General features: G+C 56.6%; 18 protein-coding genes. 4 read left to right on the top strand and 14 right to left on the bottom strand.

All coding sequences use genetic code 11. The annotated features are described in order from the left end of the window. The first annotated feature begins 28 nt into the window (after nucleotides 1-28). Nucleotides 29-1405, top strand: a complete 1377-nt coding sequence (gene radA / locus MARHY_RS03405) for a DNA repair protein RadA (protein ID WP_011784357.1) — start codon at nucleotides 29-31, stop codon at nucleotides 1403-1405. A 213-nt stretch (nucleotides 1406-1618) separates the two neighbouring features. Here radA and MARHY_RS03400 read toward each other — a convergent pair whose 3' ends face one another. The 12 genes from MARHY_RS03400 to MARHY_RS03345 form a co-directional block, all read right to left on the bottom strand. Then, nucleotides 1619-1987, bottom strand: coding sequence for a PilZ domain-containing protein (locus MARHY_RS03400; RefSeq protein ID WP_023011676.1), 369 nt, complete (start codon nucleotides 1985-1987; stop codon nucleotides 1619-1621). A 308-nt stretch (nucleotides 1988-2295) separates the two neighbouring features. Continuing rightward, a complete protein-coding gene (hemE, locus tag MARHY_RS03395) occupies nucleotides 2296-3366 on the bottom strand; it encodes a uroporphyrinogen decarboxylase (RefSeq protein ID WP_014420576.1) in 1071 nt (356 codons plus the stop codon). A gap of 128 nt (nucleotides 3367-3494) precedes the next feature. Then, nucleotides 3495-4913: a glutamate synthase small subunit GltD family protein gene (locus MARHY_RS03390; protein ID WP_011784353.1), complete on the bottom strand. Its 1419-nt coding sequence runs from the start codon at nucleotides 4911-4913 to the stop codon at nucleotides 3495-3497. 76 nt (nucleotides 4914-4989) lie between these two features. Further along, entirely contained in the window at nucleotides 4990-9438 is a 4449-nt protein-coding gene (gene gltB / locus MARHY_RS03385) for a glutamate synthase large subunit (RefSeq protein WP_041654565.1), read from the bottom strand. A 181-nt stretch (nucleotides 9439-9619) separates the two neighbouring features. Beyond that, entirely contained in the window at nucleotides 9620-11170 is a 1551-nt protein-coding gene (locus MARHY_RS03380; RefSeq protein ID WP_014420574.1) for an AAA family ATPase, read from the bottom strand. Nucleotides 11171-11201: 31 nt separating this feature from the next. Then, a complete protein-coding gene (gene aroB, locus MARHY_RS03375) occupies nucleotides 11202-12299 on the bottom strand; it encodes a 3-dehydroquinate synthase (RefSeq protein WP_011784350.1) in 1098 nt (365 codons plus the stop codon). After that, nucleotides 12268-12858: a shikimate kinase AroK gene (aroK, locus tag MARHY_RS03370; protein ID WP_014420573.1), complete on the bottom strand. Its 591-nt coding sequence runs from the start codon at nucleotides 12856-12858 to the stop codon at nucleotides 12268-12270. Before aroK ends, aroB begins: the two co-directional genes overlap by 32 nt. 138 nt (nucleotides 12859-12996) lie before the next feature. Next, nucleotides 12997-15111 carry a type IV pilus secretin PilQ gene (locus MARHY_RS03365; protein WP_014420572.1) on the bottom strand — a complete coding sequence of 705 codons (2115 nt, stop codon included), beginning with the start codon at nucleotides 15109-15111 and terminating at the stop codon, nucleotides 12997-12999. Between the two features lie 14 nt (nucleotides 15112-15125). Next, on the bottom strand, nucleotides 15126-15668 hold the full coding sequence (locus MARHY_RS03360; protein WP_023007639.1) for a pilus assembly protein PilP: 543 nt from the start codon (nucleotides 15666-15668) through the stop codon (nucleotides 15126-15128). Between the two features lie 2 nt (nucleotides 15669-15670). Then, complete coding sequence (locus MARHY_RS03355; protein WP_014420570.1) at nucleotides 15671-16282, bottom strand: type IV pilus inner membrane component PilO; 612 nt, start codon at nucleotides 16280-16282, stop codon at nucleotides 15671-15673. After that, the gene (locus MARHY_RS03350) at nucleotides 16282-16845 is read right to left on the bottom strand and encodes a PilN domain-containing protein (RefSeq protein ID WP_014420569.1); all 564 of its coding nucleotides are present in this window, start codon (nucleotides 16843-16845) and stop codon (nucleotides 16282-16284) included. The genes MARHY_RS03355 and MARHY_RS03350 overlap by 1 nt, the downstream gene beginning before the upstream one ends. After that, nucleotides 16845-17909 carry a pilus assembly protein PilM gene (locus MARHY_RS03345; protein WP_011784345.1) on the bottom strand — a complete coding sequence of 355 codons (1065 nt, stop codon included), beginning with the start codon at nucleotides 17907-17909 and terminating at the stop codon, nucleotides 16845-16847. Before MARHY_RS03345 ends, MARHY_RS03350 begins: the two co-directional genes overlap by 1 nt. A gap of 237 nt (nucleotides 17910-18146) precedes the next feature. Here MARHY_RS03345 and MARHY_RS03340 point away from each other — a divergent pair, with 237 nt between their 5' ends. Further along, entirely contained in the window at nucleotides 18147-20687 is a 2541-nt protein-coding gene (locus MARHY_RS03340) for a penicillin-binding protein 1A (RefSeq protein WP_014420568.1), read from the top strand. An 85-nt stretch (nucleotides 20688-20772) separates the two neighbouring features. Here MARHY_RS03340 and MARHY_RS03335 read toward each other — a convergent pair whose 3' ends face one another. Together MARHY_RS03335 and rpmE are read right to left on the bottom strand one after the other, a co-directional pair. Continuing rightward, complete coding sequence (locus tag MARHY_RS03335) at nucleotides 20773-22038, bottom strand: malic enzyme-like NAD(P)-binding protein (protein ID WP_041654564.1); 1266 nt, start codon at nucleotides 22036-22038, stop codon at nucleotides 20773-20775. A gap of 213 nt (nucleotides 22039-22251) precedes the next feature. After that, entirely contained in the window at nucleotides 22252-22473 is a 222-nt protein-coding gene (gene rpmE / locus MARHY_RS03330; RefSeq protein WP_014420566.1) for a 50S ribosomal protein L31, read from the bottom strand. A 235-nt stretch (nucleotides 22474-22708) separates the two neighbouring features. Between rpmE and MARHY_RS03325 the strand changes: the two genes are divergently transcribed. Continuing rightward, the gene (locus MARHY_RS03325; RefSeq protein ID WP_041654562.1) at nucleotides 22709-24880 is read left to right on the top strand and encodes a primosomal protein N'; all 2172 of its coding nucleotides are present in this window, start codon (nucleotides 22709-22711) and stop codon (nucleotides 24878-24880) included. 215 nt (nucleotides 24881-25095) lie between these two features. Next, complete coding sequence (locus MARHY_RS03320) at nucleotides 25096-26925, top strand: Ig-like domain-containing protein (RefSeq protein WP_158011869.1); 1830 nt, start codon at nucleotides 25096-25098, stop codon at nucleotides 26923-26925. The last annotated feature ends 60 nt before the right edge of the window (nucleotides 26926-26985 follow it).

The following is a 26985-nucleotide window of genomic DNA, read 5'->3' as shown; positions in this document are numbered from 1 at the left end:
CCGATCTGCCCGACACGGAACCATACCCATGGCCAAAGCCAAAACCGCCTTTGTATGCACCGAGTGTGGTGCCGACTATTCCAAGTGGCAGGGCCAATGTACCGCCTGCCAGGCCTGGAACACCATCAGCGAAGTACGCGGCGTCTCAGGCCCCGGCAAAGGTGCTCGCAGCGCCCGCTTTGAGGGTTATGCCGGCAGCTTGTCGGAGGTAAAAAGCCTGGACGAAGTCAGCCTGGCAGAGCAGGCACGCATCAGCACCGGCATGCAGGAATTCGACCGTGTCCTGGGTGGCGGCCTGGTGGAAGGCTCGGCGGTACTCATGGGCGGTCACCCCGGCGCGGGCAAAAGTACCCTGCTACTGCAGGCGGTTTGCCAACTGGCCGAGAAGCACTCAGCGCTGTACGTCACCGGTGAGGAATCCCTGCAACAGGTGGCCATGCGCGCCAAGCGGCTGGGCCTGCCCACCAAAGACCTGAAAATGCTCTCGGAAACCTCCGTTGAGCGGCTTATGCAGGTGGCGGAAGCGGAGAAGCCCCGCATTCTGGTAATCGACAGTATCCAGGTAATGCATGTCGCGGACATTGAATCCGCCCCTGGCTCGGTATCCCAGGTTCGGGAAAGCGCCGCCTTTCTGACCCGCTTTGCCAAGCAAACCGGCACCATCCTCTTGCTGGTGGGGCACGTCACCAAAGATGGCAGCCTGGCGGGGCCGAAGGTGCTCGAACACATGATTGACTGCTCGATCCTGCTGGAGGGCTCCAGCGACAGCCGCTACCGAACCCTGCGCGGCATCAAGAACCGCTTCGGCGCGGTTAATGAGTTGGGCGTGTTCGCCATGCTGGAACAAGGTCTGAAGGAAGTAAAAAACCCCAGCGCCATCTTCCTGAATCGAGGCGAGGAAGCGGCGCCGGGCAGCGTAGTGATGGTCGTCTGGGAAGGCACTCGGCCGATGCTGGTGGAGATTCAGGCCCTCGTGGACATGGCCCAGGGGAGCTACCCTAGACGGGTAGCGGTAGGGACTGACCAGAACCGCTTAGCGATGCTTCTGGCCGTGCTGCACCGCCATGGCGGCATGCATGTGGCCGATCAGGATGTGTTTGTAAATGTGGTGGCCGGTGTGAAGGTCAACGAAACCAGTGCGGATCTTGCTTTGCTGTCAGCTGTGGTTTCGTCATTCCGGAATCGGGCGCTGCCGCAGGACCTGGTTATTTTTGGCGAAGTTGGCTTGTCTGGCGAGATCCGGCCGGTACCAAGCGGCCAGGAGCGTATCTACGAGGCGGCCAAGCACGGTTTTACCCGGGCTTTGGTGCCCAAGGCCAACGTTCCGCGTAAGCCTGTCGATGGCATGAAGGTGATTCCGGTGACCAAGCTTTCGGATGCTCTTTCGGCTCTTGAGGAGCTTTGAGTTTTGGCCCTAGCCTTCTGGCTTTAGCGTCGGGCTGCTGTTGGAGAACGCTTCAAAAAACCGCTACGAGCACATCCATGTGCGCTTCTCTCCGGCCATCCATGGCCTCCGAAATTTTTTGAAGCGTTCTCCAACACCAGCCTAGCAACCTGAGTGAAATAGCCCGCAATAACCAAACATTGGACCTATCCACATCAAACCCCCGCAAAACTATCAATCAATGAGATGCGCAAACTCTCTCTCCAAAAGCGCCTGATCCCCCAGATTCAGCTCTACCAACCGCTTCAAATGCGATGCACTGTCCAGATCAATGTACTGGCAACGAAATCCCAGCCGATGATCCTCCACATGCTTCAGCTCCACCGCCATTACAATCGCAGCTTCATGCTCATTCAGGTGAATCACCACTTCACAGGGCTTGTTCAGAGGAACCTTCCATCCTTCTGGCCGCTGAACCAACACACCCTTCAGGGAAATATCCAACACCTCCGTTGACCACACCTGGTCCTGACAATGCAGCTCACAGGGGGCATCGAAACTGATTCGGTGAAACCGGCGTTTTTCTGAGGTTTTAGCAGACAAGGGAATGCTCCGGATCAAAAGTCATTGCTTTCTATGACTATAGACCGGGCACAAAAGGGAGTACAGCAAAGAACCTCCAGCAACCACAGCGAGAGAAGCCACCGTCCGAAAACGCTGCATCCATTCTAGAGAGGATACTTCCAGAGGGTTGATTAGCGGGCTGGTGGAACGGCCTCCGAAAAATGTCGGAGGCCATGGATGGCCGGAGAGAAGCGCACAGGGAAGTGCTCGTAGCGGTTTTTCGGAGGCCGTTCCACCAGCCCGCAAGCACCAAGCTCGCAGGCTACAAATGACGGCAATCTCCTAGTTTAGCTTCGCTGGTGATACTGCCCACTAAGCTCAACAACCGCCTCAATAAAAGCCCCGGCATGCTCCGGATCCACATCCGGCGTAATCCCATGCCCAAGGTTGAACACATGCCCCGAGCCAGAACCATAGCGCTTCAGGATATCCGCCACCTCCTGGCGAATGCGCGCCTTCGGCGCATACAGCATGGCCGGGTCCATGTTGCCCTGCAGGGCCACCTTGTCGCCCACGCGGGCACGGGCGTTACCGATGTCCGTCGTCCAGTCCAGCCCCACAGCATCGGCGCCACAATCAGCGATAGACTCCAGCCACTGACCACCGTTCTTGGTGAAAACAATCACCGGCACACGGCGACCTTCGCTCTCGCGAATCAGACCATCAACAATCTTCTTCATGTAGCGCAGGGAAAACTCTTCATAGGCCCAGCTGCTCAACACACCACCCCAGGTATCAAAAATCTGCACAGCCTGGGCGCCGGCCTTGATCTGGCCATTGAGGTAGTCAATGACCGAATCCGCCAGATGGTCCAACAGACGATGCATTACCTCCGGCTGACCGTACATCAACTTCTTGGCTTCCGAGAAGGTCTTGGAAGATCCACCTTCAATCATGTAGGTGGCCAGAGTCCAGGGACTGCCAGAGAAACCGATCAGCGGCACGCGGCCATTCAGCTCCCGGCGAATGGTAGACACCGCATTCATCACGTAGTCCAGGTCAGACTCAGCATTCATCCTGGGCAGTGCATCCACATCTGCTTCCGAACGAATGACCTTACGGAATTTCGGGCCTTCGCCAGTTTCGAAATAGAGCCCCAGCCCTAGAGCATCGGGAATGGTCAGAATGTCAGAAAACAGGATGGCGGCATCCAGGGGGTAACGCTCCAGCGGCTGCAGGGTAACCTCACAGGCCAGCGGGGTGTTTTTGCACAAACTGAGGAAGTCGCCGGCCTTGGCCCGGGTTGCGCGGTATTCCGGCAGGTAACGGCCTGCCTGGCGCATCATCCACACCGGGGTGCGGTCTACAGGCTGGCGCATCAGGGCGCGCAGGAAGCGATCGTTCTTCAGCTCGGTCATAGAGTTTCCCGTTCTCGTCGGTAAAAATGGTCAGAGACAATGGGGAGCAATGATACCCCGTTTGCACGAATAAAAAAGGGCGGCTTACCCTTAGCAAGCCGCCCTTTCTGACTCTGGTCAATCCAGCGTTAAACGTCCAGGTAGTCCAGGATGCCTTCGGCTGCCTGACGTCCTTCCCAGATTGCGGTAACCACCAGATCCGAGCCACGCACCATGTCGCCACCAGCGAAAATCTTGGCATTGCTGGTCTGGAACGGAAACTCGGCTTCTTCTGCCGCAGTCACCCGACCGGAGTCGTCCGTGTTCACGCCCAGCTCTTCAAACCAGGGTGCTGGGCTCGGGCGGAAGCCGAACGCTACCAGCACGGCATCAGCCGGAATCACTTCCTCACTGCCCGGAACCACTTCCGGACGACGACGGCCGTTTTCGTCCGGCTCACCCAGCTCCGTGGTGACTACCTTTACACCCTCAACGCGGTCTTCACCGATGATGGCGATGGGCTGACGGTTGAACAGGAACTTGACGCCCTCCTCTTTCGCGTTGGCCACTTCCCGACGGGAACCAGGCATGTTGGCCTCATCGCGGCGATAGGCACAGGTCACGCTCTCGGCCTGCTGGCGAATGGAAGTCCGGTTACAGTCCATAGCGGTGTCACCACCACCCAGCACCACAACACGCTTGCCTTTCATATCGATGAAGTCAGATTCCTTTTTCTCGAAACCCAGGCGACGGTTAACATTCGAAATCAGGAACGGCAGGGCGTCATAGACACCCGGCAGCTCCTCACCGGGGAACCCACCTTTCATGTAGGTGTAGGTACCCATGCCCATAAAGACGGCATCGAACTCTTCCAGGATCTTGTTCAACTGAACGTCTTTACCCACCTCGGTACTCAGACGGAACTCCACGCCCATCTCCTCGAACACCTTGCGGCGGCGGGACATGACGGATTTTTCCAGCTTGAACTCAGGAATACCGAAGGTCAGCAGGCCACCGATCTCCGGGTAACGATCAAACACCACAGGCTTGACGCCGTTGCGCACCAGAACATCAGCACAACCAAGCCCTGCGGGGCCAGCGCCAATCACAGCCACCTTCTTGTCAGTCCAGGTGACATTGGACATGTCCGGTTTCCAGCCCAGCGCAAATGCGGTGTCGGTAATGTACTTCTCAACAGAACCGATGGTAACCGCGCCGTAGCCATCATTCAGGGTGCAGGCACCTTCACACAGGCGATCCTGCGGGCACACACGACCACAGACTTCCGGCAGGGAGTTAGTCTGGTGACACAGCTCCACCGCCTTCATGATGTTGCCCTCCGACACCAGCTTCAGCCAGTTCGGAATATAGTTGTGTACCGGGCACTTCCATTCACAGTACGGGTTACCACACGCCAGGCAGCGATGGGACTGGGAGGCCGCATGGGTTTCGCTGAACGGGTGATAGATTTCCCCGAATTCCTTTTTGCGCTTCTTGGCAGGCACCTTCTTCGGGTCTACCCGCCCAACTTCCACAAACTGAAAGTCATTGTTGAGACGTTCTTTCATGTTGCCACTCTCATCAGCTCGATTTCGACGGGGGCCGCACCGGAGTGCAACCCATCAACCTTGTTGGACCTGCCCGTTATTCCGGACGGGCGCGGGTGCTTGCCAGCAGGCTGCGAAGGTTCGCGGCCTTGGGCTTGACCAGCCAGAAACGGCCGATGTAATCGTCGAAATCTTCAAGTAGGTGCTCTGCCCAGGCACTTCCGGTTTCAGAGATGTGCTCCCGGATCACGCCACGCAGGTGGTTCCGGTAGGCTTCCATGTCTTCACGGGAAATACGCTGGATCTCAACCAGTTCATGGTTGTATTTGTCCACAAAGGTGTTGTCCAGGTCCAGCACATAGGCGAACCCGCCGGTCATGCCGGCACCAAAGTTGTAGCCGGTGGACCCCAGCACGGTGACCAGACCACCCGTCATGTATTCGCAGCAGTGATCGCCAGCACCTTCAACCACGGCATGGGCGCCGGAGTTACGAACCGCAAAGCGCTCACCGGCGGTGCCGGCCGCAAACAGCTTGCCACCAGTTGCGCCATACAGACAGGTGTTACCGACAATGGAGGTTTCCTGGGTCTCAAAGTCACTACCACGGGGCGGCTTGACGACCAGCTTACCGCCGGTCATGCCTTTACCCACATAGTCGTTAGCATCACCCTCCAGAATCAGGTTCAGACCACCGACGTTCCAGACACCGAAACTCTGGCCAGCGGTGCCGGTCAGGTCCAGAGTGATGGGCGCATCGGTCATGCCCTGATTGCCGTAACGGGCGGCAATCTCGCCAGACAGGCGTGCACCAATGGAACGGTCACAGTTGGTCACCCGGTAACTCCAGGCACCGCCGGACTTCTCGGCGATGGCAGCAGCGGTGTCCTGCACCATCTGCTCCGCCAGCTTACCTTCATCGAAAGGCTTGTTGCGTTCAATCTGACAGGTGTGCGGCTTGTCAGCCGGAATGTGGTCATTCTGCAGCAGACGGGTCAGATCCAGCTTCTTCTGGCGCTCGGTATTACCCGGCAGACGCTCCAGCAGGTCAACACGGCCGACCAACTCTTCCAGAGAACGCACACCCAGCTTCGCCAGCCATTCGCGAGTTTCCTCCGCCACAAAGCGGAAGAAGTTCATGGCCATTTCCACGGTGCCCTTGAAGTGCTCCTCGCGCAGATAGTCGTTCTGTGTCGCGACACCCGTCGCACAGTTATTCAGGTGGCAGATCCGCAGGTATTTACAACCCAACGCCACCATCGGAGTGGTACCGAAGCCAAAGCTCTCCGCGCCCAGAATCGCGGCTTTCACCACGTCCAGACCAGTCTTGATGCCGCCGTCGGTCTGCAGGCGAATCTTGCCTCGTAGATCATTGGCGCGTAGCGCCTGCTGGGTTTCCGTCAGGCCCAGCTCCCAGGGGGAGCCTGCGTAGCGGATTGAGGTCAGCGGACTGGCTGCGGTACCGCCGTCATAACCGGAAACCGTAATCAGGTCGGCATAAGCCTTGGCAACGCCCGCGGCAATCGTGCCCACCCCGGGCTCTGATACCAGCTTGACCGACACCAGCGCCTCCGGGTTCACCTGTTTCAGGTCGAAGATCAGCTGCGCCAGGTCTTCAATGGAGTAGATGTCGTGGTGCGGCGGTGGCGAAATCAGGGTGACACCCGGCACCGAGTAACGCAGGCGCGCGATCAGGTCATTCACCTTACCGCCCGGCAACTGGCCGCCTTCACCCGGCTTGGCACCCTGAGCCACCTTGATCTGCATAACATCGGCGCTACGCAGGTACTCAGCGGTCACACCGAAACGACCGGAAGCCACCTGTTTAATCTTGGAACGCTTGTTAGTGCCGTGACGAGCCGGGTCTTCGCCGCCCTCACCGGAGTTGGAACGACCACCCAGCGTGTTCATGGCCACGGCCAGAGCCTCGTGCGCCTCCGGCGACAGGGCACCGAGAGACATCGCCGCAGAGTCAAAACGCGGGAAAATGTTTTCCACTGGCTCCACGTCGCTCAGGTCAATTGACTGGATGCCCTCACGGAACACCAACAGGTCGCGCAGGGTGGCAACCGGGCGCTCATTGACCAGACCGGCGTATTCCTTGTAGGTGCCATAGTCGCCACTGATCACGGCATCCTGCAGTTTGCCCACCACATCCGGGTTGAAGGCGTGGTATTCCTGACCATGCACGTACTTGAGCAGGCCGCCCTGGGAAATAGGCTTACGGGGCTTCCAGGCAACCGCGGCCAACTGCTCCTGATCCTGCTGGAAATCGAAGAAGTCGGCGCCCTGAATCCGGCTCGGGACGCCTTTGAAACACAGGTCTACCACATTGTCGGCAAGACCAATGGCTTCAAACAGTTGGGCACCGCGATAGGAGGTAATGGTGGAGATACCCATCTTCGACAGGATCTTCAGCAAGCCTTTGTTAATGCCCTTGCGGTAATTGTTCTTGGCTTCGATCGGATCCATCAGCATTTCGCCGGTGCGAATCAGATCGTTCAGGATCTGGTACGCCAGGTACGGGTAGACCGCCGTGGCACCAAATCCGAACAGTACCGCAAAGTGATGCGGATCCCGAGCCCAGCCGGTCTCAACAATGATGTTGGAATCACAGCGCAGACCTCTCGCCACCAGGTGATGATGCACTGCGCCGGTGGCCATCAGGGCATTGATGGGGAGATCTCCCTGAGCCAGGTCCTTATCGCTGAGAATCAGCAGCACCTTGCCATCACGGACGACTTTTTCAGCCTCGTCACATACTCGACGAACCGCCTGTTCCAGGCCCTCTTCCGGCCGATAGCTCAGGGCAATTTTTGCCACCTCAAATCCCGGGCGATCGTTATTGCTGATCTTCAGGAATTTGGCCGGCGACAGCACCGGCGTGGTCAGGATAATCCGGTTAGCGTGCTCCGGAGACTCCTCAAAAACGTTCTGCTCTGCACCCAGACAGGTCTCCAGAGACATGACGATGGTCTCACGGAGCGGGTCAATGGGCGGGTTGGTGACCTGCGCAAACTTCTGACGGAAGTAATCCGCCACATGGCGCACCTTGCTGGACAGAACCGCCATCGGGGTATCGTCCCCCATGGAACCGACCGCCTCCTGGGCACTCTCAGCCAGTGGGCGCAGCACCTGGTCCCGCTCTTCAAACGAGATATTGAACATCTTCTGATGAACCAGAAGCTCGTCGGATTCCATCAGCTTGAATTCCGGGGTCGCCTGATTCAGCGTGGTCTCGACTCGCAGTGCATTGTCCTTGAGCCAGCGCTTGTAGGGCTGGGCTTTTTTGAGCCGCTGGTCGATATCCCCGGTATGCAGGACCTCGCCGGATTCGGTATCGATGGCCAGCATCTGACCCGGGCCAACCCGCCCCTTGGCCACCACATCATCCGGTGAGTAGCTGTACGTACCTACTTCCGAGGCCAGGGTGATGAAATCGTCCTTGGTGATAACCCAGCGTGCGGGACGCAGACCATTGCGATCCAGCATACACAGCGCATAACGGCCATCTGACATTACCAGGCCCGCCGGGCCATCCCAAGGCTCCATGTGCATGGAGTTGTACTCGTAAAAGGCACGCAGTTCAGAATCCATGGTATCGACATTCTGCCAGGCAGGCGGAATCATCATGCGCACCGCCCGGAACAGGTCAACACCACCTGCCAGGAGCACTTCCAGCATGTTGTCCATGCTGGAGGAGTCGGAGCCAGTCAGGTTAACCAGCGGCTGCAGGGTCTGCAGATCCGGCAAATCCGGTGAGCTGAACTTGGCTGCGCGGGCGATTGCCCAGTTACGGTTGCCGTCGATGGTGTTTATCTCACCATTATGGGCCAGGAACCGGAACGGCTGCGCCAGTGGCCAACGCGGCATGGTGTTGGTCGAGAAGCGCTGGTGGAAAACACAGATGGCCGTTTGCAGATCCGGATCACCAAGATCCTTGTAGAAGTTGGCCAGATCCGCGGGCATCATCAGGCCTTTGTAGGCCAACGTCTTATGGGAAAGACTGCAGATATAGAATTCCGGGTCTTCCGCCATATCTCGTTCAGCATGGCGGCGCCCGACGAACAGACTGATCGCAAATTCTTTTTCTTCCTTGCCGCCGGGCTCTACAAATACCTGTTCGATGCGCGGCAGACAATCCAGAGCCATGGGGCCAAGGCAACTGTCATCGACGGGCACTTCCCGCCAACCCATAATTTCAAGGCCTTGCTCCGTAAGCCTTTTTTCAATAGCTGATCGACCAGCAGAAGCTTTTGCGTCGTCCTTAGCCAAAAAAACCTGGCCAACCGCAAACAAGTCGCCAGGTTTTTTGCCGAAGGCTGCCTGGGCAGCTTTATAGAGGAAGGCCTTGGGGCTCTGAATAAGCAGACCACAACCATCACCGGTCTTGCCATCGGCAGCAATGCCGCCCCGGTGGGTCATGCAGGTCAGAGATTCAATGGCTGTCTGCAACAGCTTATGGCTCGCTTCGCCCTTCATGTGGGCAATCAGGCCAAAACCGCAGTTGTCCCTGAACTCATCAGGATGATACAAGCCTGTTGTCATAAGCGTTCTCTCGCGTGTAAATGCTTCCCGCCAGCGACGCCACTGCACCAATATGGTGCACGAAATGCGCTGACACCGAAAAAAAGGGGGAAGGGATTTTACACACGTGAAACTACGTATACAATTTTTTTCGCTGTTCGGGCCACCGCCACCCCGAAAAACGCACCACTATGGTGCAGACCTACAGGCTCCTAAATGCCCGCGCCCAGGCATTGCTCACTCCCAACTCCGGGGGAAGATTACGCGCCGCAGTCTGCGCTTCAGCCTGACTGGCGAAGCGGCCATACAACAACATGAACCACTGGCGCCCTTGCCTTTCACCGACAGTATACTCGAGGGCGGACTCGTCAGATGCCCGGCCAAGCACCTCCAGTACGGTCGACTCGTAATTACCGGCAACCAGTTGCAGTGTCCACCCTTCCCGCGCTCGCAGCTCACCTATTGGCACGTATGAGTCAGGCATTTCCGGAGCGAATTGGGGCAAATCTGGCTCTGGCTCTGGCTCTGGCTCTGGCTCTGGCTCTGGCTCTGGCTCTGGCTCTGGCTCTGGCTCTGGCTCTGGCTCTGGCTCTGGCTCTGGCTCTGGCTCTGGCTCTGGCTCTGGCTCTGGCTCTGGCTCTGGCTCTGGCTCTGGCTCTGGCTCTGGGACAATCTCTGTTTCAGGCGGGGCCTGTGTCAATTCCTCAGCCGCATTGTTCTCGCCCGGAACGACAGGCTCATCCTGGCCCGCAGGCGCAATCAAAGGCGCTATTTCCGGTTCAGGATCCTCAGCACCCGGACCAATGGTAATGCTCTTACGGACTGGCTCAGGCTCAACCTCGGCGCCGGCTTGTCGCTGAACCGTGCTCTCGTATTGCTGGGAAACAAACCACCAGGATGCCGCCAGCAACACCAGCCCCAGCGCAGGCCACCGTAAATGCGCAACCGTAAAACCAGCTTTTGAAGAGGACGTTGCCGAAGACGGCACCATGTCCAGCCAAACACCCGGCGCAACACGCTTTAGCCGACCAAAGCTACCCTGACTCAACACCTCAAGCTTTTTCAGCCGAGAGGCCGACAGCAGCTCAGACTGAGAACCACCCGCCCGGTGAACCCTGGGTTCGAGATAAGCCTTGATATCTTCGCGGCTTAACGGAGGCAGGTTCAGGTGATGCGCATAAGCGGAATCCGGACGATCTTCCAACTGGCTCCAGACCTGCTCGGTTCCGGCCAGAATCGGAACGGCAGAAACAGACCGTTCTGATGCCACAAAGCCTGCTACCAGAAGATTCAGAACATCCGACTCAACCCGGTCTGCATCGTCAATCAGCAGCACTTGCCGGTGACCTCGGCGGAGGCCGGATTCGGACCAGCGAAAAAAGCGATAAACGGCCTCTCTGGGCTCAGAGTCTGCCGGTATCCCGGATTTTGCCAGTTGTTTCAGGTAACGCGCGAGAGCCTGGCGGCTGGTAAGCGCCGACGCGGGAATTCGATGAAAATCAAGCCTTGAGGACTCGCTGCGCACCAACTCTGCCAATACCCGGGTCTTACCGGCCCCCGGCGCACCGGTCAGAACCAGCACCATGTCCCCGAACCCACAAAGATGGCGCAACGTCTCCAAAGCGTGCTGACGCATGGCATCCGGGAAAAACGGCGTTTCCATCTCGAGAGGATTGTCTCGAAGACCGTATCGCTGCTGGAGTCGAGGGAAAAGCCCCCCACCATCGGAACTGTTCAAGGATTCTTGAGTCACACGCTGTCCCTGTTTCGAAACTCAGAGCCCATCAGCCTGCCTGTGGCAGGAATGCCCTCAAGGTATCACGGATGTTGTCAGCGGAGGCATTCTCGGTGATAAAGGCATCACCTATTGCTTTCAGGAGAACCAACCGTAGCCGACCATCCACATTCTTCTTGTCCACGGACATCAGATTCATGAAGTCCTCTGATGTCATGCCGCTCGGTGCCCACTCAGGCAAACGAGCGCGCCGAATCAGGGCAACCGCCCGGGCCCGGTCGTCCGCCGAGATCAGCCCCTCTCTCACAGAGAGATCGGCTGCCATCATCATACCCGTGCCCACGGCTTCACCGTGCAACCAGTTGCCGTAGCCAGCAAAGGTTTCAATGGCATGACCAAAGGTATGACCAAGATTGAGGATTGCACGCAACCCACCCTCTCGTTCGTCAAGCGCAACAACTTCCGCCTTACAGACACAGGAACGATAGATCGCCTCACCTAATGCCTCAGCATCAAGTCGCAACAGGCTCTCCATGGAATCCTCAAGCCAGGCCAGGAAAGACTCGTCCCGAATCAGGCCATATTTGATCACCTCTGCGAGACCGGCAGACACCTCCCTCTCCGGCAGTGTTTGCAAGCTGTTGGTATCGATCAGCACCGCCTGCGGCTGATGGAAAGCACCGATCATGTTCTTGCCAAGCGGGTGATTTATCCCTGTTTTCCCCCCAACAGACGAGTCCACTTGAGAGAGCAGCGTGGTTGGAACCTGTATGAAGGGAACGCCACGCTGGTAACAGGCCGCCGCGAAACCCGCCATATCACCCACAACGCCGCCGCCCAGGGCAACGAGTGTCGTTTTGCGGGTATGTCGTTTTTCCAGAAGCGCGTCGAAAATGAGGTTGAGCGTCTGCCAATCCTTGAACTGTTCTCCATCGGGCAAGGTCACTACTTCAATGGCCTTGCCGGGAAAACAGCCTTTCACCTTCTCAAGATACAGGGGGCCAACGGTATCGTTAGTTACGATCATGACCTGCTGGCCTGCCACCCAGGGTGTCAGGTCAAACGAGCCCAGCAGCCCCTGCCCGATAATGATCGGATAGCTGCGCTCCCCGAGCTCAACCTTCAGCTCTCGAAGTACCTTGTGCATTATGCCTGCCCTCTTTCCGCCGCTGTCTTCTGTGGCGGGGCGTTTTAGGATTGATTCGGTTCACCAGTTGCCGAACCACAAGACGGGGGCTTTTACGATCGGTAAACATAACGATATCCGCCAACTCGGTATAGAGCGGGTCCCGAATCGCAAACAGCCTGCGCAACACGCCTTCCGGATCGTCGTTCTGCAACAACGGTCGGTTCCTGTCCTTGCGTGTGCGCTCAACCTGTTGGTCTATGGACGTTTTAAGGTAAACCACCACAGCGTTCTTTTTCAGCAATCCGTGGTTTTCAGCACGCATGACGGCACCGCCCCCGGTCGCCAGCACCGTGCCCACCTCATTGGACAGCTCTTCAAGCATTGAGGTTTCACGCTGACGAAAACCGTCCTCACCTTCAACATCGAAGATCCAGGGAATATTGGCACCACATCGCTCTTCGATAATCCGGTCCGAGTCCAGGAATCGATAGCCGAGCTCCCTGGCCAGCAACCGGCCAATGGTGCTTTTTCCAGCCCCCATGGGCCCAACCAGAACAACACGTTTGGGCAAAGACATAATTTCCGCTCAACAGGTTTCAGGCGGGTGAGAATAGCACAAGGACCGGCAATCCATAAGCGGCTCGGTATCGGGCAACAAGCCCAGAACAAAAAAAACCGCCGGGGTTACCCGGCGGCTTTTTTCCTTACACCAATCTTACTGCAAGATATCGTTCTTGATGATCTTCGGCGTAATAAAGATCAACAGCTCGCTGCGCTCATCAACATGCTCGGTGCGCTTGAACAGACGCCCGAGATAGGGGATGTCACCCAGGAACGGAGTTTTTGTGGTCTGCGTGGCAACTTCAGACTGGAAGATACCACCCAGGACAACCGTCTCGCCGTTAGCAACCAATACTTGTGTTGTCACTTCATTAGTATTGATAGACGGGATACCTGCGGTTACTTCGCCCCGGGAATCCTGGTTGACCACGAGATCCATAATGATTTTGTCATCGGGCGTAATCTGCGGGGTCACCTCAAGAGAAAGCACCGCTTCCTTGAACGATACAGAAGTCGCACCACTGGAAGACGCTTCCTGATAAGGGATCTCTTCACCAGATTTGATCGACGCGCTCTGGCGATCTGCAGTCACCACTCTGGGCTGGGACACCACTTCCGCACGACCATCACTTTCAAGCGCTGACAACTCGAGATCGACGAGGAAATCATCGCTACCCCAACCAATCGCAAAAGATGAGGCCCCCTCGCCACTCACACCGAGATCTACACCCAATGCTCCCGGGAAGGAAATAGTGTTGCTTCCACCGCTTGCCGCATCCCGAGCCTCTTGCAGAGTACCGAGAGACCCGCCAACCGTGACAACATCATCACCGTCTACGTTATACGCCGCGCCACCCCAACGAACGCCAAGATCTTCAGCCACGTTGGTTTGAGCCCTGACGATTCTCGCTTCAATAGAAACCTGACGGACAGGAACGTCCCATGTCGATACCAGTCGACGGATTTCATCGAGCTTCTCAGCAGTTTCCCGGACACTGATTGTGTTGGTACGGGCATCAGATGAAACAAAGCCTCTGGAAGAAATGAGCTCTTCGTCCGCCTGGATCAGCTCAACAATGTCAGCCGCCTTGGCGTAATTCACCTGAATAATATCCAACCGAACCGGAGCCAACTCCGCAATTTGCTTGTTGGTCTCGAGCTCAAGCTTTTCCCTGGCCGCAATTTCTTCGGCAGGCGCGACCAACAGGACGTTGCCGATCTGACGCTTATCCAGGCCTTTGGTCTTCAAGATCAGATCCAGCGCCTGATCCCATGGCACGTTCTGCAGTCGCAGAGTGATGCTTCCACCCACTGTGTCACTGGCGACCAGGTTAAGCCCGGTAAAATCAGCAATCAGCTGAAGCACCGAACGCACTTCAATGTCCTGGAAATTCAGGGAAAGCTTGTCGCCGGTGTATGGGAATTTCTCCTCACGGCGTGCCTCGGCCTCTTCACGCGAGAGCTCTTCAATGCTTACGGTAAACTCACGACCTGACTGATAGGCAATATAGTCATATTCACCCTGTGGTCTGATCTCGACTACCGCACTGCCATCTTCCACAAAAGTATCGATGCGAGTAACCGGTGTCGCAAAATCGGTGACATCCAGCCGACGTCTCAGATCGGCAGGAACCTGAAGGTCAGGCATGGTCAGACGGATACGGCCGCCCAGCTCGTTCAGATTGACGGTCGCCGTGCTGCTACCCAGATCGACGATCACCCGACCTTCGCCCTCTTTACCACGACGGAAATCAACACCGGCCAACGCATTCGACGATGCAGGAGAAGCCGTTGTCGTACGCTGTGCTGGCTGAGAAGAGGTGGAGGCGACGGCATCGGACTCACCACCAATGGTCATTACCAGAGAGTTGTTGGTGCGTACGGTGTCGTGAGGCACCAACTCAACCAGATTAAAGATCAACCGGGTGCGATCCTTGGTTTCGACCACGGTAACGCTCTGAGCATTACCGGTACCCAGCGGGATACTGCGCTGGTTCAAGGCACTGGTGGTGTCTTTAAGATCCACCGCAATCCGGGCAGGCCGCTCTATGGTATAGCCCGAAGGTTCGGGCGGCGTGCCATCAAACTGCATGGTGACTTCCAGCCGCTCCCCTGGCAGCGACGAAAACGACAAGTCCTGCAGCGTGACCGCGCTGGCCAGGCCGCTCCATAACCCGATGGCAATCACGCCTACGCAGACATTGAGTTTTTTGAACATCGCTAGCCTCGACCCTAAACCTGTTTGTTCGTGCATGTTTCTTGAATTCATACCGTTACCGCTCCTCAGCCTTCATCCAAAGACAGGGAGCGCGGGCGTTCTACCCATCCACCCCGGCCATTCGGAACGATTTCAATTAGTTCAATGCGGGTTTCACTGACACCCACAATACGGCCATAGTTCTGCCCCATATAATTGCCGGTGCGAACACGGTGAATGCCACCCATATCATCGCGCACCAACGCGAACAGATTGCCCTCAACCCCTTGAAGCGTGCCTACCATGGTCAACGACTTCAGATCAAAGTTCTCAAGCACCTCGCGCGGCCGATCCAGGTCCGGCTCTACGTCACTGACCGGTTGCTCATCAACCATCGTAAGTTGGACATCCACCGGCGGCTCAAAAGGTGCGCGACGGTCTGCCGCCGAGTAACTGAAAGCCTCATAGGCTTTAAACTCCGGCAAAGGCTCCACGTGTCCACGAGGCTTGGCCCGGGTATCTGCCATGAACTTGTCGAGATCCGAGAAACCGTTTCCCTGGGAACAAGCCGTCAGCAAAGACGCCAGACACACACCCAGCCAGGCCTTTCCCGCATGCTTTCCTGTCATGCTCATTCTCCAGCCCGGTAGCGGTAAGTACGTGCAACCACCTGCATATCAAGCTGGTCTCCGTCTCCGCCAATTGGTTTGATGGTTAGATCGTGCAGCGTCACGATACGCGGCAGGCTCGCCACGCTGCTTACGAAGGAAGCCAGCTCATGATAAGAACCTGACACCCGAATATTAATGGGAAGCTCCGAATAGAAGTCTCGCTGCTGCTCCGGCTGAAGTTTGACTTCCTGCAACGCCAAACCGCTTCCTAACGCCGTATTGGTAATATCTTCCAACAGGCCAGGCACCTCGGTTTCACTAGGCAACTGACGTACCAGGGCTCCAAAGGTTTCTTCCATTTCTTCCATCTGGGCCTTGAACACATCCAGGTTCGCTACCTGATAGGCCTTCTGCTCGTAGCGCTGCTTGAGCTCCTGCTCTTTTCGTTCCACCTGATCGAGCTGGGCATACTGATCTTTGACAAAGAACCAGTAACCGCCACCCAGTATCAGGCCGAAGACAATCAACACCACAATGGCTTTGACCGGAGCCGGCCAGATGCCGGCATTGTTGATATCCAGGTCATTGATATCGAATTCATTAAGACTTTTCAGAGAGTCCGCGAGGCTCATCAGTTATCCTCCCCTTCGGGCTCAGGCGTCCGCTGCTGGACAGAGAGATTGAACTGGCTGTATCCGGACCGGGCGCTGTCTGCTGCAGCCACATTGGTCAGATTGGGATTGGCAAACCATTCCGAATCCTCGAACTGACGCATCAGGTTCGAAATCCGGCTGTTTGACTCGGCCATACCCACGATATCGAGCCGCTCACCGGCTTTCTTGAGATCAGTGTAGTAAAGCCCGTCCGGGAGAGTCCTCACCAATTCATCGAACACCCGCACAATCACCGGTCGCTTACCCTGAAGATCCTGAATCACCTGCATGCGTGCCAGCAATTCATCGCGCTGACGCTTGAGGTTTTCAATCTCCTTGATCTGCTTGTCCAGCTCTTTGGTTGCAGTCTCAATATAGGCATTACGGGATTGCTGATAGGCAATCCGGCTGTCCATATCCGATTTCCAGAGGAAAGCCAGGCCACCCGCGATAATCACGGCGCCCAGTATCATCACAACAAACTGTTTCTGCTTCTCGGCGCGAAGCTCTTCCCGCCAGGGTCTGAGGTTAATCTTTGCCATCAGTCGAAACTCCTCATTGCCAGACCGCAGGCAATCATCAACGAGGGGGCATCATTGCTTAGCGCAGAGGCGTTAACCCGGGAGCCCACCGCCATATTGGCAAATGGATTGGCCACCAGGGTTGGCGTTCCAGTTTTCTCTTCCACCATTTCCGTGAGCCCCTGAATCGACGCTGTTCCTCCGGCAAGCACCACGTAATCCACCGCGTTGTACTGACTCGCGCCGAAGAAGAACTGCAGCGCCCGCGCCACTTGCTGAACAACCGCTTCCCGGAACGGGGTCAGGACTTCCTCGTTGTAGTCGTCTGGCAAACCACCCTGCTTCTTGGCCAGACCCGCTTCTTCGAGCGACAATCCGTAACGACGCTGAATTTCTTCCGTCAGCTGCTTTCCGCCAAAAATCTGCTCACGGGTATAGACCGTCTTACCCTCTGCCAGCACACTCAGAGTTGTCATGGTCGCGCCAATATCAACGATGGCAACCACCAACTCTTCTCCCTGAGAGTCGAGCTGAGGCTCAATCAGGCTGTAAGCCCGCTCCAGAGCATAGGCTTCCACGTCGACAATCTTGGTTGTCAGCCCTGCAATTTCCAGGGCATCTTCGCGGATGTCGACGTTTTCCTTACGGCAGGCCGCCAGCAGCACATCCACCTGATCCGGGTTGGATTCAGACGGGCCCTGGACTTCGAAATCGATCGCCACTTCATCGAGGGGGTAAGGAATGTACTGATCGGCTTCCAGCGCAATCTGGTCTTCCATTTCAAACTCGTTGAGACCACCGTCCATCTGGATAACCTTGGTGATCACCGCCGAGCCGGAAACAGCAACAGCCACCTGCTTCACACTGGTACGTGACTTGGACGCGACACGTTTGAGCACTTCCCCAACCGCTTCGACGTCTGTGATGTTTTTTTCAACAACTGCATTGGCCGGCAACGGCTCTACCGCATAGCTCTCGACCTTGTATCGATCGCCATGTTTTGACAGCTCTAGCAGCTTGACCGAACTGGAGCTTACATCCACTCCAAGGACGGCACTGGATTTTTTTCCTGGTAATCCGAACACGCGCTCACCCTATACCTGGTTAAATGCACCCGGCGTTGGAACCCCTGAACCACTCCCTGTAAAGGCGATCATTTCAGAGGCGTTCTATGTGTTTTTTATGTAAGAGAATTTCTTATTTATTCCGTCTACAATGCAATCTCTCGAATTTCGGGAGACATTGCAGACGGCGAGGCGACCGAACCTTCCTAAAGCAATTTCTCAAATAATAGACCTATATCCAACAGTTGTCAGAAAAAAATGTCTCATTTGTTGCGTACATCTCGCGTTTTTGCCTGGTTCTTTCTTACCGGCCTGAGTGTCGCCATTATTATTTCCTCAAGCCTGTATCTTTATCTTCGGCCCAATCTGCCACCGGTGGAGCAATTGCTGGATGTCCGGCTGCAGACGCCGCTTCGGGTGTATAGCAAAGACAACAGATTAATAGCAGAATTCGGTGAAAAGAGAAGGGCACCGATCACAATAGAACAGATCCCTACAATTCAGTTACAAGCCTTCCTGGCAGCGGAAGACGCGCGGTTTTACGAGCACTTCGGAGTCGACATTAAAGGCCTGACGCGGGCTGCAGTGGAACTGATCACCACCGGAGAAATCCAGTCTGGCGGCAGCACCATCACCATGCAGGTTGCAAAAAATTACTTTTTGTCACGCGACCGGACCTTCATACGAAAGTTCAACGAGATACTGCTGGCTCTTCAGATTGAACGTGAACTGGATAAAAACAGGATTCTTGAGCTCTATCTGAACAAGATCTACCTCGGCAACCGGGCCTATGGAATCGCCGCTGCCGCCCAGGTTTACTACGACAAACCGGTGACAGAACTGTCACTGGCCCAGATGGCAATGCTGGCCGGCCTCCCCAAAGCGCCCTCTGCCTACAACCCCCTGGCAAATCCGGAGCGGGCCCTGATTCGCCGTAACTGGATTCTCGGCAGAATGAAAGACCTGGGCTACATCACCGAAGACGCCTGGTCTCTGGCCAGCAAAGCACCACTGACCGCCAGCTATAACACTCGTGACGCCGAAGTGGATGCAGACTATGTGGCCGAGATGGCCCGGGCCGAAATGGTTCGCCGCTACGGAGAGAATGCTTACACCGATGGCTACAGCGTGACCCTCACCGTTGACAGCGACAAGCAACAAACCGCTACCGAAGCCCTGAGGGCAGGCCTCGAAGCCTATGACCGCCGGCACGGTTTCCGGGGCCCCACCGGACAGTTCGACATTGAAGGCCTGACCCCGGCCGAACTGTCGGACAAGATGCAGAACTACCCGCGGGTTGAAACGCTGGTACCAGCCGTTGTGACATCAATAGACGACGAAAAGAACGAAGTAAAAGTACATGCCCGGCGCCTGGGCCCCGGCGTCATGCCCTTTGAAACCATGACCTGGGCACGCCGATTCCGAACCGAGAGCATCACCGGCCCCGAACCAGAAAAACCTTCGGATGTAGTCAACCCCGGGGAGGTCATCTATGTAAAAGTTGACCAACTGCCACAGATTAAAGACTCTGAGGCAGAATCTGGCAGCGAGAGCGCCCCCACGCAGTCCGTCACCGAACTGCGAGTATCCCTGGCGCAAGCCCCCCGAATCGAGGGCGCACTCATCTCCCTGGAAGCCAAAACCGGCGCTATTGAAGCTTTGGCGGGAGGCTACAGCTTCAACCAGAGCAAGTACAATCGCGCCACCCAGGCCAGCCGCCAACCAGGCTCAACGTTCAAGCCGTTCCTGTACCTTTCCGCGCTGGAAAACGGCCGAACACCGGCGACCATCTACAACGACGCTCCGATCGTATTCGAAGACTCCGAACTTGAAACCGCATGGCGACCACAAAACTCATCGGGCCAGTTCTACGGACCAACCACATTGCGCGAGGGCCTTTACCGCTCCCGCAACCTGGTTTCCATCCGCCTGCTGAGAGACCTGGGCATCAACACCGCCCTCAGCTACCTGAAGCAACTCAAACTCCCGACTGAAAACATGCCCTCCAACCTCTCGCTCTCGCTGGGCAGCGGCCTGCTGACACCCATGGAGCTGGCAAGAGGCTTTGCGGTAATCGCCAATGGCGGTTACGACGTACAGCCCTACCTGATTGAACGAATCGAGGAATGGGACGGCACCATGGTCTATGAAGCCCCGAAGACCATATTATGCGACGAGAACTGCGACGCCTCCCAGACGCAGTTCGCCGATGCCGAACAAAGCACTTCGGAGCAACCACCCGAAATTGAAGGCATGACACTGCCAGCCTCCGCAGCCGAGGAGAACACAACCGAACCACGGATTATGCAACGCCTGGCCGACGAACGATCAATCTACATCATGCACTCGATGATGCAGGACGTGGTTCGCCGGGGAACGGGACGTCGCGCCCTGGCCCTGAATCGCAGCGACATTGCCGGCAAGACGGGCACCACCAACGAGCAGAAAGACACCTGGTTCGCGGGCTTCAACCACGATATCGCAACTACCGTCTGGGTCGGATTTGACCAACCCTCCCCTCTGGGTCGGGGCGAGTATGGCGCCAGTACCGCACTGCCGATATGGGTCGACTATATGAAAGTAGCACTGGCAGACCAGCCAGCAGCCACCATGCCCAGGCCCAACGGCATCGTGAATATCCGCATCAATCCGGAAACCGGAGAAAGAGCCAGGCCCGGCGAAGAAGCCGTGTTCGAGATATTCAAGGAAGAAGACGCACCCTCGCCTCTGCCAGCCGAGAGTATCGGAGGGAACGGCGACAACGGTAACGGGGACGACCTGTCTCGGCAGATCTTCTGATCTGTCGCAGCACCACCCAAGCAGGACGCACAAAAAAACCGGCGGGATCTCCGCCGGTTTTTTTTGAAGCCAGACTACATCCCGATCAGATGATGTCGTCCATAGACTTCAGCGGGTAATGCGCAGGGTACGGATTACGCGCAACACCGGAATCTACCGCAGCACGGGCCACGGCGGCCGGCACCACTTCCAGCAGACGAACATCCATCGGCTTTGGAATGATGTATTCCTTACCGAATTCGAACGAATCAACACCGTAGGCTTCACAGATTTCCTGCGGCACCGGCTCTTTGGCCAGTTCACGGATTGCGTTAACCGCGGCAACCTTCATTTCCTCGTTGATAGCGGTTGCACGTACATCCAGTGCACCACGGAAAATGAACGGGAAGCCAAGCACGTTGTTCACCTGGTTCGGATAGTCAGAGCGACCTGTCGCCATGATCAGATCATCACGGGTAGCCAGGGCCACTTCCGGGCTGATTTCCGGATCCGGGTTGGAACAGGCAAACACCACCGGGTTCGGCGCCATTTTCGCCAATTGCTCGGCAGTCAGAAGGTCCGGGCCGGACAGACCCAAGAACACGTCGGCACCGTCGATGGCGTCGTCCAGAGTACGCCTGTCGGTATCGTTGGCGAACATCGCCTTGTACTGGTTCAGATCATCACGACCAGAGTGGATCACACCCTTACGGTCGAGCATGAAGATGTTCTCAGAGCGCATACCGCAGCTGATCAGCAACTTCATGCAGGCAATGGCGGCCGCACCGGCGCCCAGACATACCACCTTTGCCTCTTCAATTTTCTTGCCCTGCAGCTCAAGAGCATTGATCATGCCGGCCGCAGTTACAATAGCGGTACCGTGCTGGTCATCGTGGAAGATGGGCACGTTACACTTTTCAATCAGCGCACGCTCAATCTCGAAGCACTCCGGTGCTTTGATGTCCTCGAGGTTGATACCACCGAAGGTATCGGCGATGCGCTCAACAGTTTCAATAAACGCTTGCGGGCTTTCGGAATTAACCTCGATGTCGAAGACGTCAATTCCGGCAAAGCGCTTGAACAGTACGCCCTTGCCTTCCATAACCGGCTTGCTCGCCAGAGGGCCGAGATTACCCAGACCCAGGATAGCGGTACCGTCAGAAATCACGGCAACCAGGTTACCCTTGGCTGTGTATTTGTAAGCGTTCTCGGGGTCCTTCGCGATCTCGCGGACCGGTTCGGCAACCCCGGGGCTGTACGCCAGGGAGAGGTCGCGGGAAGTCTGGGTCGGCTTCGTGATTTCAACACTCAGCTTACCCGGCCGCGGTTTGGCGTGATATTCAAGGGCTGCTTCTTTCAGATCTTGAGACATTGCCACTGTTCCGTTTGTCACGTTTAAAGGTAAATCCCGCTGGAGCTCGCCCAACGGAGCGCGCCATTATGGCGCGCCCGACCCAAAACGACAAGCCGAAATCGAATATTTTATGAACAGTCAATAGTGCATTTTGCGTATATAGCAAACTTTATTTTTCATTGGCGCACAAAAAAAGCGCCCAAAGGCGCTTTTTCAACATCCCGGCGCGGATCAGTCTTTCTTGCCACCGATACGGCTGCCGAAACGCTTCTGGAAGCGATCGATACGACCACCGGTGTCCATAACCTTCTGCTTGCCGGTGTAGAACGGGTGGCACTGGGAGCATACGTCCAGCTGCAGATCGTGACCGATGGTGGAACGGGTTTTGATCACATTACCGCAGGAACAGGTAGCGGTGATGTCTTCGTACTTCGGGTGAATACCTTCTTTCATGGCGAACCTCGTTAGGTCATGCCGCTACCTGATCACGGGGCATCTTTGCTGCCCAGGTGCCAGGCACCGCATGTTTGAATCAATTGAAAAGACCGTGCACAATCAAGCCCGGCCAGAAACAGACCGCGAATCTTACTGACAAACCCGACCACAGGCAAGTATCTTGGCCATCCGGAACAGTCCGGATACCATGCAACCAGCCTACTTTTGCCCGCTTTCAGGATACGCAGTTACCGTGACACGGCCCTCAACCGCTCGCATCGCCCTGAATCGCCCGCTCCGGCGACTCTTTGATTACCGAATCCCGGAGACCGTGACAGTCTCACCCGGGCAACGCGTGAAAGTACCCTTTGGCAGGCAAACCCTCACCGGCCTTGTGGTGGAAACCGGCGTGACACCACCAGACGGCATTACCCTCAAGCCCATTCTGGAAGTGCTGGAGCCGTGGCTCGCCTTACCCGCAGCCACCTTCCAACTCCTTAGCTGGGCCAGCGACTACTATCAGCACCCCTTGGGTGAGTGCCTGTTCACCGCCCTGCCTCCCACATTACGCCGAGGCCGGCCGTCACAGCAGAAACAGGATGAACACTGGCAAGGCACCCAAAACATCGCCCCACTGCCGGCCAACGCCCATCGACAGAAAGCCTTGCTGGAAGCCATCCAGCGCGCACCCGGCATATCGACCGGCGAACTGGTTAAAGCCGGCTTCAACCGCCCTCAGATCAAAAGCCTTCGCGATAAAGGCCTCATCGAACTTAGCGATCCACAGCATCCGACTTCCAGCGAGAGCATCGCCACAGCAGACGGCCCCAGACTCTCACCCGCGCAACTGGCAGCGGCCAAAGAATTACCGCAGGTTACAGATCGCTTCAGCGCCACACTTCTTTATGGCATCACCGGGAGCGGCAAGACCGAGCTCTATCTTCATTACCTGACACAAAAACTGCAGGACGACCAACAGGCTCTGGTACTGGTTCCCGAAATCAACCTCACGCCCCAGACCCTCGAGCGCTTCCGGCGTTATTTCGGCCACCGGATTGTGGCCTGGCACTCGGCCCTGAACGACAGCGAACGCCTGGCTACCTGGCTGAGAATCCGACATGGGGAACCGGTTATTCTGATTGGCACCCGCTCCGCCGTCTTGCTGCCGTTCACGAATCTTCGCGCCATTGTTGTGGACGAAGAACACGACAACTCCTACAAGCAGGGCGAAGGGTTTCGCTACTCGGGGCGGGACGTTGCCGTGTATCGGGCTCACCTGAATCAATGCCCCGTCATCCTGGGCTCAGCAACGCCTTCGCTGGAATCCTGGCACAACGCCAGGCAAGGCAAATACCACCTTATCCGGCTGGAACAACGGGCTGGCAATGCCTCACCTCCGGAAGTGGAGTTGCTCGACATCCGCAGCCGCCCTCTGGAAGCCGGCCTCTCGCGCCCCACCCTGAACGCTATAAAGGAAACACTGGCACGAGGTGAGCAGGCACTGGTATTTGTGAACCGGCGGGGATTCGCCCCCATCATGATGTGCTTCGATTGTGGCCACATGGAGGAATGCCCGCGCTGCGACACCCGACTGACATACCATCGCCGGGACAGAGCCATGCGTTGCCATCACTGCGACTTCCAGATGGCCGCAAGCCACAGCTGCCCCAAATGCCGGAGTGAAAACTTCAAACCCGTAGGCCAGGGCACAGAGCGCACAGAAGAAACCCTGGCCGAACAGTTTCCGAACACCCCCATTGTACGGGTAGACAGGGACAGCACCCAGCGCAAAGGGAGTATCCAGAATATACTGGCTCAGGTTAACAGCGGTGCGCCCTGCATACTGGTGGGCACCCAGATGCTCGCCAAGGGCCATGACTTTCCCAACGTGACCCTGGTTGCCGTCGTCAACGCCGATGGTGGCCTGTTCAGTGTCGATTTTCGGGCGCCGGAACAGATGGTGCAGACACTTTTGCAAGTGAGCGGCCGCGCTGGCCGGGGCGAAAAACCCGGCAAAGTGCTTATCCAGACCTGCCACAGCGACCACCCGCTGCTGAAATCGCTCTGCCAGGGTAATTATGCCGCTCTGGCAGACCAACTTCTGACTGAACGCCAAACCGGCGCCCTGCCACCATTCCGCGCCATGGCCATACTCCGCGCGGAAGCCGACACCATGCAGGCAAGCCTGCAACTGTTAGACAGCATTAAACCAATGACGGCCGCGAACGGCATAGAAACCTGGGGGCCGCTACCGGCGGTAATTGCACGCAAAGCCGACCGACACCGGGCGCAGCTGATCCTGTGCAGTAACCACCGGCGCCAACTCAACCATCTGCTTACTCACATTTGCCAGTACCTGGACCAATGCAAGCTGCCAGCGAGCACCAAATGGATTGTTGATGTTGACCCTCAGGAGACTGGCTGAAGATCATCATCCCGAATCGTGACACAGTCCATATTCTGCAATTCGTTACAATCTTTTTCAGAATTCACCATTCATACTCATTCAGTTTGAACTGACTGTGCTATGATTTTCAGCACTATAACCACTACTCTTGGATCAAAACCTGAGGTTGCGGTTCTCGTGCGGGAATGCGCAGGTTTATGGCTTTTGCTGTCGATGAAAACTGGAGAAATAAAATGGCATGGAAATTCCTTGCGCGTGCGGCCGCATTGTCGCTGAGCCTTTTGCTCATAGCTTGTGGAGGCGACAGTGGCTCCACACCATTAGCGGGCGGTAGCAATAACAACGGTGGAGATAACGGCTCCGGGACACCAACCACTCCGGGCGTCACGGTCGGCTCCATCCAGCTTATTACCAGCACGCCTTCCATTGGATCTTCCGGACAGGACAAGGCTCAGATTACCGCACTTGTACGGGATCAGAATGGCATTCTTACGCCTGGTCTTGAAGTGGCCTTCAATGCCTCCAATAACGGGTCACTGACCGTTACCAACCAAACCACGACGGACGCAGGTCAAGCGAGTGCAGAACTCTCGACTCAGGGAGACGCCCGCAACCGCACCATTTCCGTGACCGCATCTACGGGTGGCGTTTCAAACTCCGTGAATATCGCCGTCACCGGAACTAACATGAGCCTCACCGGGCCTTCAGCCATCAGTAATGGCGCAAATGCCAGCTACGAGGCCCGGCTGCTTGACTCTTCAGGCCAAGGCATCGGAAACACCGCCGTGTCAGTATCGAGCCAGAAGAACACCGTCTCAAGCCCAACACTGACAACCGATGCTTCCGGCCGGGTTCAGTTCCAACTGACTGCTTCGAGCGGCGGTTCAGATACCGTTGTCGTATCCGCCTATGAAGGCGAGTCAAGGGTTTCGGCACAGATCAACATCAACGTTTCTGCGGACAGCTTTGCTTTCGGCACTCTGGCTGACAATGAAGTTGAAATCGACACTCCACAAGCATTGTCCGTCACCTGGACTCAGAACGGAGCCCCCGTGGTCGGCCAGACGGTACGCTTCTCCACAACCCGTGGGACACTCTCCAACAGCTCCGTGACAACCAACGCTCAGGGAACCGCTCAAGTCAGCATTTCCTCTTCCGACGTGGGTATTGCTGAAGTCACTGCAAGCGCTGATGCCGCCGGTGGCAGCCAGATTCAGGCAAACACCACCATTGAGTTTGTCTCTTCAGCGCCCCACGAAGTGAACATCCGTGCCTCGAAGACCCAGGTATCAACCAACGACGAGGCGAGCATCATTACCACCGTTCGCGATGTAAACGGTAACCTGGTTAAAAACGCGACCGTGGAATTCACGCTGGTAGATCCCACCGGCGGCACCCTGTCACCAGGCACCGTCAACACCGACAGCCAGGGCCGGGCGATCTCGACCTACCGGTCCACCAGCAGTATCAGCGATAAAGACGGCGTGCAGGTAACCGCTCGCATCACCCGTCAGGACAGCTCAACCGACGAGGCCTCTATTTCTTTGACCGTTGCCGGGCGAGCACTCACTCTCATCCTTGGCACCGGCAACACCATCGCAGCACCCAATGAAACCGTGTATGACATGCCATGGAGCGTGCTGGTTACCGATGCAAATGGTAACGCCAGCACCAACCAGCCAGTCCAACTGAGCGTTTTGCCGCTGGAATTCTACAAGGGCACTTACAGCTACAACGGAGACCTCTGGGTTACCAACGTAAGTCAAAGCTGCCAGACCAATCATGCGGACCCGGTAAACGGTACTGAAATCGCCAACCCGGCATCAGCGCCTACCTCGGTATCCACAGACGCCAGCGGCTCTGTTGAATTCGATATTCGCTATCCAAAAGGCGAGTGTAGCTGGGTAAGGGTTCGTCTGACCGCGACCTCCAATGTTGAGGGTTTCACAAGCTCTAACTCCAGGGAATTTATACTCCCGTGCTTGTCCGCAGACCTTACCAATGAGGACGTACGCCCGCCGGGTGGCACAGAGAGCCCCTATAACCCAACCGCTTGTAACTAATATTGTCTGATACAAAATGGGCCTGGAAAGGCCCATTTTCTTTTAAAACCCCCGCTAAAC

Source organism: Marinobacter nauticus ATCC 49840 (assembly GCF_000284615.1).
GTDB classification, from domain to species: Bacteria; Pseudomonadota; Gammaproteobacteria; order Pseudomonadales; family Oleiphilaceae; genus Marinobacter; species Marinobacter nauticus.
This window is presented reverse-complemented; position numbering and strand designations above follow the sequence as displayed.